At 63.8% G+C, this 14,102-nt stretch carries 8 protein-coding genes; 6 read left to right on the top strand and 2 right to left on the bottom strand.

All coding sequences use genetic code 11. The annotated features are described in order from the left end of the window. The first annotated feature begins 18 nt into the window (after positions 1-18). A complete protein-coding gene (locus TERRO_RS01355; protein WP_014784194.1) occupies positions 19-873 on the top strand; it encodes a hypothetical protein in 855 nt (284 codons plus the stop codon). A gap of 49 nt (positions 874-922) precedes the next feature. Here TERRO_RS01355 and TERRO_RS01350 read toward each other — a convergent pair whose 3' ends face one another. Further along, a complete protein-coding gene (locus TERRO_RS01350; protein ID WP_014784193.1) occupies positions 923-2,125 on the bottom strand; it encodes an MFS transporter in 1,203 nt (400 codons plus the stop codon). Positions 2,126-2,275: 150 nt separating this feature from the next. On the opposite strand from TERRO_RS01350, the gene TERRO_RS01345 reads away from it, so the two are divergent. The 5 genes from TERRO_RS01345 to TERRO_RS01325 all read left to right on the top strand — a co-directional run bounded on the left by TERRO_RS01345 (position 2,276) and on the right by TERRO_RS01325 (position 11,445). Continuing rightward, on the top strand, positions 2,276-5,926 hold the full coding sequence (locus tag TERRO_RS01345) for a TonB-dependent receptor (protein ID WP_014784192.1): 3,651 nt from the start codon (positions 2,276-2,278) through the stop codon (positions 5,924-5,926). 281 nt (positions 5,927-6,207) lie between these two features. After that, positions 6,208-8,493: a VWA domain-containing protein gene (locus tag TERRO_RS01340; RefSeq protein WP_245536183.1), complete on the top strand. Its 2,286-nt coding sequence runs from the start codon at positions 6,208-6,210 to the stop codon at positions 8,491-8,493. Positions 8,494-8,746: 253 nt separating this feature from the next. Next, complete coding sequence (locus TERRO_RS01335; protein WP_014784190.1) at positions 8,747-9,139, top strand: VOC family protein; 393 nt, start codon at positions 8,747-8,749, stop codon at positions 9,137-9,139. An 81-nt stretch (positions 9,140-9,220) separates the two neighbouring features. After that, entirely contained in the window at positions 9,221-10,324 is a 1,104-nt protein-coding gene (locus TERRO_RS01330) for a Gfo/Idh/MocA family protein (RefSeq protein ID WP_014784189.1), read from the top strand. Between the two features lie 275 nt (positions 10,325-10,599). Then, positions 10,600-11,445, top strand: a complete 846-nt coding sequence (locus TERRO_RS01325) for a polyprenyl synthetase family protein (RefSeq protein WP_014784187.1) — start codon at positions 10,600-10,602, stop codon at positions 11,443-11,445. A gap of 458 nt (positions 11,446-11,903) precedes the next feature. Here TERRO_RS01325 and TERRO_RS01315 read toward each other — a convergent pair whose 3' ends face one another. Beyond that, positions 11,904-14,078 carry a mechanosensitive ion channel family protein gene (locus TERRO_RS01315; protein ID WP_014784185.1) on the bottom strand — a complete coding sequence of 725 codons (2,175 nt, stop codon included), beginning with the start codon at positions 14,076-14,078 and terminating at the stop codon, positions 11,904-11,906. Between the last annotated feature and the right edge of the window lie 24 nt (positions 14,079-14,102).

Below are 14,102 nucleotides of genomic sequence, written 5' to 3'. Positions count from 1 at the left end.
CGCGAAAGGATAAGTCCCATGAGCCGCAACCTCTGGAAGTCTGCCGTTCTGTGCTGTGCCCTGCTGTCCCCTGCCACGCTGCCGCTGCTGGCGCAGAACGCAACCAGTGGCGGCGATCAGCAGCCGCAGGACGACGCACAGACCAGTGCGCAGCGTCGCGGCCCGGGTGGTCCCGGCGGACAACGCCGCGGAACCGGTCTGCGAGGCACCGTCACGGCGGTCAGCGGCACGAGCGTCACCATCAAGGACGAGAGCGGCACCACCTGGACCGTCATCACTACGGACAACACACGCGTCATGCGGTCGCAGCAGGTCACACCCATCGGCAGCGTGCAGGCCGGCGATGAACTCATTGCCATGGGCCTGCCCGACGCTGAAAAGCACGAACTGCACGCTGTCGTGGTCATGGACGTCAGCGCAGCCGACGTCGCCAAGGCCAGGGCCGACATGGGCAGGACGTACATCATCGGTCGCGTTGTTTCCATCGACGATACGAAGGTCACCGTCATGCGCACGGACAAGATCTCGCAGACCATCAACCTGGACGAGACGACTTCGCTGCACAAGGGCGGTCGCATGAACCCGGACGCCATGCGCGCCATGGGTGTGGACGCCGGCATGATGGGCGGCGGTATGGGCATGGGAGGCGGCGGTCGTCGCGGCGGCCAGGGCGCTGGCGCGCCACCCGCAGGCGCTCCACCCGTAGAGGGCGGCGAAGCCATCACACTGGCCGATGTGAAGGTTGGCGACAGCATTGTGGGTATCGGTTCGATCAAGGGTGGCGTCTTTGTGCCGACCGATCTGCGCGTGCAGGATCGTCCCTTCGGACAGCGTCGCGGCCCAGGCGGACCTGCCGGAGCGCCTCCGCAGTAAGTCGATCAGAAAAGCGGGTGCCCCACGTCTTGCTTCTGAGACGTAGGCTTTACGCGATCGTTCGTGACCGTCCGCGCAGCCACACCAGCCAGGCCCCCAGCGCCACGCACACCGCAACACTGATCCCGGCATCCGCCAGCATGGCGCCGTTCAGACCATGCAGATCGTAGATATGCGAATCAATCAAACCCATGTAAGTAATGGGCAAACCGCTGGCTGCCATCAGTAACGAGAATTGCGTACTCGCCAGCGGATTATCTCGACCGATGCTCTCGAACGCGATGCCTGCCTCAACGGAGAAGGCGGCGGCCTGAAAGACGTTCTCGCCAATCATCGCAACAGCAAAGACCCACGGCAATCGCGGCAATGCCCACACGCCCACCGTGAAGATGGCACCCACAACGCCAATGGCAAGGTAGAGCCACTTCAGCGGCAGACGCCGCGCGATCACCGGCACGGCCAGGCTGCCCGCAAGTCCCGCCAGCATCAGGCCAATGCCGCAGGAGAAGTTGATCAAACTGGGGCTCGCGTGAAAGTCCCCGCCCACTCCCGCAAGAATGTTGCACAGCGCAAACGATGCCGCAGGCATGAACAAGAGCACCAGCACAATCAGCACCGTACGGCGGCGAAGCAGTGCGAAGATCTCCGCGAAGAACTGCCGGAAGCTCTCACTCGCCAGCCGTCGATCCGGTCCTGGTGCAGGCACGATCAGGTAAATGAGAGTTGGCAGCATCATCATGCCGGCCAGTGCTGCCGCGGCTGCCGCAGGCCGCAGTCGAAAGACAAGGTCGCCACCCAGCAGGATCATCACGCCGCCTGCGCCCGTGTTCCCAATGGCAAACCATGCGCCCAGTTTTGCTTCGTCCTTCTTGGGGATCAGTGATCCCATCCATCCGCCCACGGCCGCCTGCAACAGACTGGCAGCGGCGTAACTTACCACCATCACCGCCTCGGCAAACAACGGATTGCCATGGTGCATGACCGTAAGTGCAACGCCGCCGGAGGCAACGACCGCGCACGCCAGCGCATAACTTCTGCGGCTGAACCGGACATCCAGCATGGGCGAAAGAAAGAAGCTCCATACCAGTGCAAGCAGGATCCACGCCACAATGGCGCCGATGCGGCCGCCGGAGACACCCTGCGCCGCCAGCATCTCTGGCAATACGACGCAGGCAAAACTGCCGCACATGCCGTAAGTCGAGTTCGTCAGGCCCAGCAGGAAGATGGGCGGCAGCTTCTTTGCACGATCCAAGATGAATTTCCTAGGACGGGATTTTGTAAGTGTCGTTTACGTAAAAGGCAGTTACTTCTCTTAACCATTTCTACCGAAACAAACACGATGTCGCCCGCGTCTGTACTCTACAGAAAACGGCACGGCTCCAAATTCCTGTGAGGTTCCCTTTTGCGCGCACGCCGTACATGGCAGCGTCTTTCTCTGTCGGCCCCCCTGATGGGTGGCGCCATCTTCTCCGCGACGATGCTGCACGCGCAGGCCACGCCACCCACTGACGCAGCGCCGGTTGCCACTGCAACGCCTGCACCCGCTGAGGTCCAGGGCGGCACGATTACCGGAACCGTGGCCAGCATGACCGCCGCAGACAACAGCGGCAAGAAGCCCGCAGGCACACCGCTGCCGGGCGTCACGATCACCGCGACCAACACACTTACCGGTAAGAAGTACACCGCAGCAACAGACGTCGCCGGCAACTTCCGCATGACCATCCCGCGCAATGGCCGCTACGTATTGCGGGCAGAGTTCGCTGCCTTCGCGCCCGCCACCGCAGAGGTTCTGCTGAACGCCTCGCAGCACGAAGGCAAGGCAGAGTTTGCACTGGAGCTGGCCTCTCGCGCAGCCGCACGCGCCGCGGCTTCCGGCAGCGCTGATACGGCTCTCGCAGGCATCAGCGCACAGACGCTCGGTCGAGGCCTGCAGGCTCTGCGCGCCAGTGCCGGCGGCGATGCCAACACCAGCGACGCATCGAGCGGCGCGGGCGCGGAGACTACCGCACTGCCCACCATGGCTTCTCTCGGTGGCGCAGACAGCAGCGGATCGGACTCGGTCGCCATCAGCGGCCAGGGCGGCCAGATCAACGGCCTCGCCGGCTTCAACGAAGACGATCTGCGCAATCGCATCCAGTCCGCCATCGCCGACGCGCAACGCAACGGCGGCGCACAGGCGGACGTCGCCAACTCCATCGTCAGCCTCATCGGCGGGATGGCTACGGGCGGTCCCGGCGGCTTCGGTGGACCGGGAGGCGGTCCGGGAGGGCCCGGAGGTTTCGGGGGTGGGCCCGGTGGCTTTGGGGGTTTTGGCGGCGGTGGTTTTGGTGGGCGCGGTGGAGGTGGCTTTCGTAACTTCAACCCCTCGGCGATCCACGGCAACGTCTACTACATGGCCGGCAACGGTGCGCTGGACGCCACGCAATTCTCGCTCACCGGCAATGCCCTGAAGCCGGGTTACAGCACCAACCGCTACGGCATCGCGCTGAACGGCTCCCCCTTCATCCCGGGCCTCACCAAACCCAACACCAAGCAGAATCTCTTCCTGAACTGGACCGGCCAGCGCAACGACAATCCCGTCAACATCTACGCAACGGTACCCACGCTGCAGCAGCGCACCGGCAACTTCAACGGCCTGACACAGACGACCAATGGCGCCGTCGCCCCTGTGCTGCTCTACAACCCGGCAACCGGCACCACCTATGGCGACTGCTCCAGTTACTTGAACCCCGGCTGCAACGTCATCACGACGCCACTCAGCGCACAGGCGCAGGCGCTGCTGCAGTACATCCCCACGCCCAACACGGGTACCGGCAGCACCGCCGAGAACTACAACTACCAGCGCATCACCACGGCCGGATCGAACAACACCCAGATCTCCGCTCGCTTCACGCGTGCCTTTGGAGCGTCCGCGGGCCAGGGCTTTGGTGGCGGTGGTGGACGTGGTGGTGGAGGTCGCGGCGGTGGCGGCCAGCGCGGTCAAGGCCAGCAGACTGTAAAAGTCCTGCGCCAGAACATGAGCGCGAACTACTCGTACTCGCACTCCGCCAGCGACCTGCGTGGCCTGATGTCCGCACTCGACGGCAAGACGCAGAGCAACGGCTACAACCTTACCGCTGGATATCAGCTGAGCTACGGCCGCCTGAGCAACAGCTTCACCCTTGGCTGGAACCGCGCGCACGCGATCACCACCAACAACTTCACCTACGGACAGGTCGACCCTGCGCTGGCCGCCGGCATCAACATTCCCAAGCCGATCCCGGCACAGGCAGGCCTGTACAACGGTGTGCCGAGCATCACGCTCAACAACTTCACCTCCGTAACGGACACGCAACCCGCCAACCGCCTGCAGCAGACCTTCAGCCTTAGCGACGTGGTGAGCTGGCGCAAGGGCAAACATAACTTCCGTTTCGGCTTCGATCTGCGCCGCGCGCACAACGACCTGATCTCCGGCAGCAACAGCCTGGGCCAGTTCACCTTCACGGGCTACGCCACAAAGAATCCTGCAGCGGGCAGCAGCACCAGCGCCGCCGTCAGCGGATCGTCCTTCGCCGACTTCCTGCTGGGCGCGCCGCAGAACTCCAACATCCAGACCGGCGCGCAGAAGATCTACCTGCGCGAGTGGGTCTATGACGGCTACGCCAACGACGACTTCCGCGTCTCCAGCAACATCACGCTGAACGCCGGCCTGCGGTATGAGTATTTCTCGCCCTACGTCGAGCAGAACAACCGCCTCGTCAACCTCGACCACAACGCCGACTTCACCGCCTTCTCCCGCGTCACACCCGGCGTTCCCGGCACCTACAGCGGCGCGTTTCCCCGCTCACTCGTGCAGCCGGACCGCTCGCTCCTTTCGCCGCGCCTGGGAATTGCATGGCGCCCCAAGTGGACGAAGAACACCGTCATCCGCGCGGGCTACGGCATTAACTTCAACACGGGCCAGTACAGCAGCTTCGCCAACTCGCTGGCGTACCAGCAGCCCTTTGCCGTCACGCAGAACAACGTCGCCGCAACGCAGGGCTGCGGCACGCTGACGACGACCGGCACCACCGTTGCGAATAACTTCACGCTGACCAACGCCTTCAACTGCACCAGCAGCACCGTGCTGCAGAACACCTTCGCCATCAATCGCGCCTACCGCCTGGGTCGCGTGCAGGCCATCAACATGGACATCCAGCGCACGCTGCCCTTGGGCATCGTCGCCAACGTTGGCTACAACGGCTCCTTCGGCAGCAGCCTCGATCTGCGCCGCGCACCCAACCGCAGCGCCACCACCGTCCTCAGCAACGCACAGTCGATCGTCTATGAAGACTCCATTGGCGAATCGCGCTTTCATTCGCTCAGCGTCAACCTGCGCAAGCGGCTGCAGAAGGGTGTCTCGCTCCAGGCGACGTACCAGTACGGCCACTCCATCGACAACGCCAGTTCTATCGGCGGCGCAGGCAACAACACCATCGTGCAGAACGATGCGCGCATCGATCTTGAGTTTGGCAACAGCACCTTCGACGTGCGCCACAAGGTCACCGGCAACTACGTCTTCGAGCTGCCCTTCGGTCCCAATCGCGCCTTCCTGAGCAACGGCGGCAGACTGTCGCGCGTGATGGACGGCTTCAGCATCAGCGGCAACTTCACCTTTGCCACCGGCACCTACGCCACGCCGCAGTACCAGAACTCCATCGCACAGGCCGCCACCGGCAACAACTACACACTGCGCCCGGACCGTGTCTTCTCGCAGCCCATCGCGGGCGCAGGCAATCTGCGGAGCTGGTTTAACACGGCGGCCTTCGCGTCGCCATCGGCCGCAGCCGTCTTCGGCACAGCCTCACGCAACAGCATCGAACTGCCCGGCACCATCAGCAACGACATGTCGCTCTCGCGATCAATTGCGCTGGGTGATCTGCGCAACTTCGAGGCGCGCGTCACCGCGTCAAACGTCTTCAACACCGTGCAGTACAGCGGTGTAAACACCGTGCTCAACTCGTCCACCTTCGGCCAGATCACCGGCGCCGCCGCACCGCGCAAACTCAGCTTCCAGGCGAGGTACAGGTTCTAATGAAAACTTCTAAAGAGCCTCAAGCGCGTAACGCCGCAGCGACCGCAGAAGGCCTGGCACAGTTTGAGCGCGGATCTTGCCCGGAGAAGGCAGCGGGCTTTAGCCCGCTGAATCAGCCATGCCGGAAGAGGGGCTTTAGCCCTGGTCTTTCCTCGCAACAATCTCCGGCCCTAAAGGGCGCTCGAACGGCGGCCAGTTTCAGTGGGCTGAAGCCCACTGCTTTCTCCCGTTCTTTTTTCTCCCGATCCTCTCGCGCGTGCGCGCTCGCTCTTTGCGCCCTGATGGCAGCTCCGCAGAGCTATGCGCAACAACAGCCCGCGCAACAGACGACGCAACCGCCCGTGCAACTGAACACGCCCATGCAACAGGCACCCACACCCGCTCCCGGCGCGCCCGCATCCACCGGCACCACCATCCAGCAGGTGGGCAACACCACGTCGAACAGCTTCACCCTGCGCGTCAACACGCAGCTCGTCCTCACCAACGTCGTCGTGCGTGACAAGAAGACCGGCAACGTCATCCGCGACCTCAAGGCCACGGACTTCACCATCCTTGAAAACAACAAGCCGCAGAAGATCACTTCGTTCGACTTCCAGACCGTCGATGCCGCCGCACGCCTCAACGAAACCACCGTCAGCGGCACCTCACCCACCATCGCGCAGATCCTCGACCGCAGCATGGGCGCCGACGCGAAACAGTTACGCGACCACCGCCTCATCGTGCTCTTCTTCGACCTCTCCAGCATGCAGGACGAGGACATCGACCGCGCCGTCGCTGCCGCGCAGGACTACATCAAGAACAAGATGGCCCCCGCAGACCTTGTCGCAGTCGCCAGCCTCAGCACGGCACTCACGCTCGACCACGACTTCACCGCGAATAAGGCCGATCTGCTCCGCGCCGTAGACAAGTACAACGGCAGCAATGAAGCCGGAGCCTTCGCCGCGGGCGCAACATCCACCACGGATGTGACCAGTGAAGACACCACCGGCTTCAGCGCGGACGATACCGAATACAACAACCTCAACACTGATCGCCAGCTCTACGCCATCCAGTCCATCGCGAAGTCGCTCGAACGGCTCGACCAGCGCAAGAGCATGCTCTACTTCTCCGGCGGACTAGCACGCAACGGTATTGAGAACCAGGCCAGCATGCGCGCGGCGACCAACGAAGCGGTGAAGGCCAACATGGCCATTTACACGGTCGACACGCGCGGCCTCGAAGCGCTCTCGCCACTCGGCGACGCCTCCTCTGGATCGCTGCGTGGCACCTCTGCCTACAGCGGCCGCGCCATGCAGTCACGTCTCGACTCCAACTTCGCATCGCAGGAGACGCTGGGCACGCTCGCCTCCGATACCGGCGGCAAGTTCTTCTCGGACAGCAACGACTTCGGCCCCGCCTTTCAGGCCATCCAGCACGACACCGAGGCCTATTACATCCTCGGTTTCCGCTCTACCGACACCAAACGCGACGGCACCTTCCGTCACCTGACCGTGAAGCTGAACCGGCAGGACGCCAGGCTGGAGTTCCGCCCCGGCTACTACGCCCCCGCAGACTTCCAGCACCAGAAGACCGAAGACCGCGAACTCGCGCTGAACGAGCAGCTCAAGAGCGACCTGCCCGCCGTCGACATCTCCATGTATCTCGAAGCCTTCTACTTCCGCGAGAATCCGAACCTGTACTACGTGCCCATGTCGCTCATCGTGCCCGGCTCGCAGATCCCCTTCGTCAAGGCGAAGGATCAGGACAAGGCCACGCTCGACGTCATCGCACAGGTCAAGAACGCGCAGGGCATCGCCGTGGGCAATGTACGCGACACGCTCAAGCTCGCCGTCGACGGCAACGTTGGCGCGGCCCGCCGCAACATCCAATACAGCACCGGCTTCTCACTCGCACCCGGCCACTATCACGTGAAGTTTGTCGCCCGCGAGAACGAGACGGGCAACATGGGCTCCTTCGAAACCGACCTGGTCGTCCCGGACCAGAAGAAGCAGCCTATGAAGCTCTCCAGCGTCGTCGTCAGTTCGCAGCGCACACCCGCCGCACAGCAGCCACGCCGTCCCGGCCCCATGCCCCCGGGCATGCAGCAGCCGGTGAACCCGCTCATCCAGGACGGCCAGCAGTTCGTTCCCAACGTGCCGCACGTCTTCCGCCAGGACGCGCACCTCTACCTGCTCTACGAACTCTACGATCCGGCGAAAGAGACCGCCGCAGCGGCAGCGCAGGCGAACACGCAGGCAGCCGCCCAACAGAGCGGTCTGAAGGCGCGCCCAGCGGCCGGCGGCATCCGCGTACTTACCTCCATCGAGTTCCTGCAGAACGGCGCAAAAGTCCTCGAAACACCCATCGTCTCTACCGACGTGCTCAACGAACCCGACCGCGGCGCCGTCGCCTTCAACTTCGACGTGCCTCTCGCCCAGCTCAAACCCGGCACCTACATCTGCCAGGTCAACGTGATCGATGATGCTTCGGGCTCCTTCATCTTCCCGCGGCTTGCGCTGAAGGTCGTGGCACCGCCTGCGGCAGCGGTGCCGAGTGCGCCGGCGGCAACGCCGCCCGCAGGAAACTAATGACGCCACAAATTCGGATTGATCGGAAGGGCACAGCTTTAGCTGTGCCAATAACGCCTCAACCTATGGTTGGGCTTTAGCCCCTAAGGTTTAGCTCTTGCCGATGCGCGGTACGAATGCGAGGAAAAGCTAAACCTCAGCGGCTAAAGCCGCTCCTTCGATAACAAGGTCCATTGGCACAGCTAAAGCTGTGCCCTTCCGGTCCACGAGCAGTCGCCACTTTCGCCAAACCCGCGCAAGTAAGATTGGTTCTATGGCCACCACCCGCGACATCCTTCTGCAGACGCCGCATCTGCAACAGGCCACAGACTTCTACCGCGACGTCCTCGGCCTTGAGGTCTTCCTCAACACGCCCGCGCTCGTCGGCCTGGAAGCCGGCAGCTTCCGCCTCTTCCTGGAAGACGCCGACCCGCTCGGCCCCGTCCTTGAATTCCTCACGGACGACTTCGACACCACACGCCGCGATCTGCTCGACCACGGCTGCACCCTCATCCTGGAAGACCCCACCATCCCGCGCTGCTACCTGCGCGATCCCTTCGGCCTCATCTTCAATCTCACGCTGAACCCGCTCGCAAACCCCAGTGCGCAGGCCGACGCCGACGACCCCACGCTCGACCGCGGCAACGAAAAACCACCGCACTACTAACCCGCCGGGCCACGCATTACTTTGCGAGTCGAAGAAACCCTGCGCTAGACTGGTGCGCACCTCAGGGAGATCCCTTTCGCCATGCTGAATCGCCGTGACTTTGCCCGTCTTGCCGCCGCAACCGCCGCTGCCACCACGCTGCCCGCATCGCTCCTGGCGCAGGCCGCCGCGCCCACGAAGAAGATTCGCTACGCCGCCATCGGCCTTGGCCGCATCTCGCTGCAGCACTTCATGCCCGGCACCCGGATGAGCCAACTCGGCACCATCACCGGTCTCGTCAGCGGCCACCCGGACAAGGCGCACAAGTACGCCGCGGAGTACGGCGTCCCGGAAGGCAACATCTACACCTACGAAAACTTCGACAACATCAAGAACAATCCCGAGATCGACGCCGTCTACATCGGCCTGCCAAACAACATGCACGCGGAGTACACCATCCGCGCCGCCCAGGCCGGCAAACACGTGCTCTGCGAGAAGCCCATGGCGAACACACCCAAGGACTGCGAAGCCATGATCGCCGCCTGTAAAAAGGCCAATCGCAAGCTGATGATCGCCTACCGCTGCCAGTTGCAATCCACCTTCCTGCAGGCGAAGGCGATGATCAAGAACGGCGTCATCGGCAAGGTTCACGCCATGGAGAGCACGAACGGCTTCAACATCGGCCCCAACGAGTGGCGCAGCGATGCCAAGTTCGCCGGCGGCGGTCCGCTGATGGATGTGGGCATCTACTCGCTCAACGGCTGCCGCTTCCTCCTGGGCGAAGAACCCAAAGAGATCTCCGCCTACATGTACACGGACCCGCAGGACCCGCGCTTCAAGGGCGTCGAAGAGACACTGGGCTGGACGATGAAGTTCCCCTCCGGCGTCATCGCCGTCTGCAACACCACCTACGGCGCCAACATGGAGGGCGTCACGCGCATCCACGGCAGCAAGGGCACCATGGAGATCTTCGGCTTCAACTACGAAGGCATCCACATGACGGTGACGCACAGGCTGCCCGCCGGCCCCGGCCGCCAGGAAGAGACGCAGGCCGACAACAGCAAGGATCCCGCACAGTTCGCCGTCGAAAGCGACTACTTCTCCCGCTGCATTTTGGAGGACAAGGAACCCGGTCCCAACGGCGAAGAGGGCCTGCGCGATATGCAGCACATCGCCAATATTTACGCCGCGGCCCGCCGGGCGTAGCAGAATCAGACGATCCGACAGACGGCAAACCGCATATTCTCAACGGGAAGCGGCGGATGGGAATCGTTGCCAGGACCCGCCGCGACCCCCTGGAGACCTCAGCCGGCTCGGGTTTGGAAGATCTTACCGGCCACGATCTCCCGGTCGGTAATTCCGACTCGGTCCGCTGGCGGGTATTCTAGCGGTGAGCATTCGCGTAGCTGCGGAACGTCGCGGCTAGCAGCCTGTGACTCCAGATCGAACTGGCCGAGAGATCGGCCGGGATTGGAAGCTGTTTGGCCTCTGTACACAAAGTCGCGGAACCGGTGACGTCCGCCACACCGGGCGAGTCGCCCGTGGAGCAACGGCTTCGCGCCTTCGCCGATGAGACGGAAGCCAGTCTCGCCAGCCTGCTGCAGGGGGACGGCCCGCCGGAACTCAGCCGCGCGGAGCATTACGCCCTCTTCGGCAGCGCCAAGCGCTTTCGGCCTTTCCTGGTCGCCGCCTGCTTTGACCTGCTGGGTCTGCCCGAGGAACAGGCGCGTACCGTCGGCGCCGCGGCAGAGATGGCGCACGCCGCCTCGCTCGTCTTCGACGACCTGCCCTGCATGGACGCCTCCGAAGTTCGCCGCTCGGCACCCTCGCTCTACCGCGCCACCGACGAAGCGACCGCCGTCCTCGCGGGTCTCTCTCTCGTCCTGCGTGCGGTTCACCTGCTGTCATCGCCCACATCCGGCATCGACGCAGAACGCCGCTCGCAACTGACCCTTCGCTTCGCAGAAAGCTGCGGCGCAGCCGGTCTGGCAGGCGGCCAGTTTCTGGACCTCGCCGGCGCCGTCACGGCAAACGCGCAAAAAACAGCGCCGCTGATGGGCTTCTGCTGCGAAGCAGCCGCCATCTGCGCCGGCCAGTCGGTTGAAGTCGCCGAGCAGTTCCGTGGCTTCGGCGAAGCCCTCGGCCGCCTCTACCAGCACCGCGATGACGAGCTGGACGATGACGGCACCGGCGAACCCTCCGCCAAGCAGGTGGAGTACGAACGCACGCAGCACCTGCTCCGTCTCCTGCCGCAACCCGCGACAGAATCGCGCATGGGTTCCCTGCTCCCCGCCATGGTGGACTGGGTCGCCGGCCGCACAGCCTGACCTTTTCCCACGGTTAGCCCATCGCAACCAGCGACCGGCCCCTCGCTCACCATGCAAAGGGATTTCTTTGCACATCAAACGAGCAGGGACAGCCATCCGGCAAAGGCCCCGCGAGCTAGCGTTCTTTAATGTAGAACTTGATCCCCAGTAAGGCGAGAACGATCCCCGGTGCTAAGCAGTAAGCGAAAGGCGCAAGTCCCGCTCCCATGTACTGATCGTCTCGCTGCCAATGGTCCGCTGCAGGTGTGCCGATCAAGAGACGCTGCCCTCTTTCGGAGATGCCCAAGCCGAAGGCAGCGAAGAGCAAGGCTGCGGTAAGAAAGCAGAGCTTGGTGCGCAGTCCCATGCGTCCATCTTCGTTTCAAGAACCGCTTCTGTCGATCAGATTCGTAAGAGGCTAGTTGGGGAGGGGCTGGGCTTCTTCGCGCCTGGCTCGCATGGCCAAAGCCACACCCCGCCTATCCCTTGATGACTGCCTTCACCGTCGGCGGCGCCGCAATGGCGTTCTTCACGGCCTCATTGCTCGCCATGGCATCCAGCAGTATGTGCACGATCTTCTCGTCGGTCGTCGAGGCATCCTTGATCTCAACCGGGAACAACACGGCGTACTGCAGGCCATTCTCCCCGAGTTGCAGGCGCGGCTCAATGTGCGGCGCTTCCAGCGCAGTGTCCATCCACGTCTCCACCGTGTGGTGCTGCCGTTCGATCGACGCGCGGTAGCCATCGTAGGTGGTCTGCACTGCCTGCAGGACGGCTTCGGTCGCCGGGCGGTAGTCCGTATCGGGCTTCAGCCGGATCGTCAGCTCATGCCAGGCGTACTCGGTACCGGGCATCTGCTTGTACAGCGGGGTGCCGGCCTGAAAGAGGATGGAGTTCGCAAATACAGCGACACGCCCCGTCGGATGCAACTCCGTTCCGGTGCCCGTAAGTTCCATCATGTAGAAGCGGACCAGGCCAACCTCCACCACATCGCCCGTCACGCCCGCCACCGAGATCCGGTCGCCAACGCGCACACCATACCGGCCGATGATGAAAAAGTAAGCCGCCACGGACAGCAGGATCGTTTGCAATCCAACCGCGATGCCCGCCGTGATGAACCCCGCAAACGTCGCCAGCGAACTGAACTGCGTCACAAAGCCGAAGATCACCACCAACCCGCCCAGGAAGCCAAGCACCGTGCGCCGGATCAGCATGATCTGCCGACGGCGGCGCAGGTCGCTGATGTACTTCACGGTCAGCCGCTTCCAGACAGCGCTGGCGATCACCAGCACCAGCAGCGCGACGGCGATCGTCAGCACCCGCAGCAGCAGCGACCGCAGCACCGAGCTGTACTCCGCATCCACCGCCGCGCGCCAGCTCTGCAGGTTGCTGCGAGCTTGCTCCAGCAGCACAACCTCCTGCGTGATCGGAATCGCCGCGGTGGACAACACACGGAAGGTCGAGGCCAGTGTGTCATAGTGCTTCCGCGTCGCCGTCAATGTCTGCGCGTCGGTCGCCTTGGTATCCGGCGCCGCCTGCATCGCCGCGTCGCCCTGCGCAATCGTCGCCTTCAGCAGGTTCACCACCGGCTCGCGCATGCTGGTCGCCTGCTTGGTCAGCGCATCGATCTCCGCCGTCATGTCGTCGATGCTCTTGCGAGAACCCAGCAACTGGAACAGGTTGATAGCCTGCGTTGAGACACCGCTGTCGCGCTCGGACGACAGACTCTCAATCGGCAGCGGTGCGACCGGCTTCCCATTCGCCGTGGCCAGTTCGGGAGCAGCGCGCAGCAGCCGCTGAATATCCCCTGCAAGTCCCGTACTGGTCTGCGCCTGCGCCATCGAGGCGACTTTGCCCAGCGCCTCCAGCATGGCCTTCTGCAGCTCCACCTGGCCCTCGATCTGCTCGTCCTTCTGGCGCAGAGCCGGCAACTCCTTCGCCTTCGCCGTCTGGATCTGCTTATCCAGCGCCGCATCCTGCGCCGCCAGATCCGTCAGCCGGGCCTGCGCCGTGGCGCGCACCGCAGCAATGCGCTGCGCCTGCGTGGGTGCCGGCGGTTCATCGCTGTCGTCGGCATTCGCCGCTGGCGTCGTAGGCGTACTACCGCTGGGCATCTTCGCCAGCAGCGCAGCCACGTTCCCCGCGGACTGGAAGGCAAGCTGCGCAATCTGCGTCGTCTGCTGCCGCAGCTGCTCGCTGTACAGCACGTCGCTTGGCTCGCCGATCTTCTGCACCGGCGTCTGCGCGCCCCGGTAGAAGCGCAAAACTGCGTTCAGATGCGCCAGGATCTCCGCACTGCGCTTCGGCACGTCCGTACCGGCACTGTCCAACGGCGGCAAGGCCGAGATCTGCTGCAGCAACGTCGTCGGCGCGGCCTGCGCACTTCTCGCAGGTGCCGCAGTCGCCGCAGCCGTCGTCGTCGCAGAACCCGCAACCGCCGTAGCCCCGACCGGCGTCTTCACTGCCGCCGCCACCGCCGGTGCTGCCGCGACGGTCGTTGCCGCAGCGCTCGTGGTGCTAGCCGGCGAAGACACGGCCGCAGGTGCCTGCATGGCCGCAACGGTCACACCGGGCACCAGGAGAGCGGAGGGAACACACAACAATGCCGCAACAAAACCGGCACGCTTAACGGAGACAAATGACGCAATGCCCATCCCACAAGGATAGTCGCCCCGCCG

This window comes from Terriglobus roseus DSM 18391 (assembly GCF_000265425.1).
Lineage (GTDB): Bacteria > Acidobacteriota > Terriglobia > Terriglobales > Acidobacteriaceae > Terriglobus > Terriglobus roseus.
This window is presented reverse-complemented; position numbering and strand designations above follow the sequence as displayed.

Coding starts and splice junctions, on each gene's coding strand:
- TERRO_RS01355 (WP_014784194.1), top strand. CDS start 19: ATGAGCCGCAACCTCTGGAAGTCTGCCGTTCTGTGCTGTGCCCTGCTG.
- TERRO_RS01340 (WP_245536183.1), top strand. CDS start 6,208: ATGGCAGCTCCGCAGAGCTATGCGCAACAACAGCCCGCGCAACAGACG.
- TERRO_RS01335 (WP_014784190.1), top strand. CDS start 8,747: ATGGCCACCACCCGCGACATCCTTCTGCAGACGCCGCATCTGCAACAG.
- TERRO_RS01330 (WP_014784189.1), top strand. CDS start 9,221: ATGCTGAATCGCCGTGACTTTGCCCGTCTTGCCGCCGCAACCGCCGCT.
- TERRO_RS01315 (WP_014784185.1), bottom strand. CDS start 14,078: ATGGGCATTGCGTCATTTGTCTCCGTTAAGCGTGCCGGTTTTGTTGCG.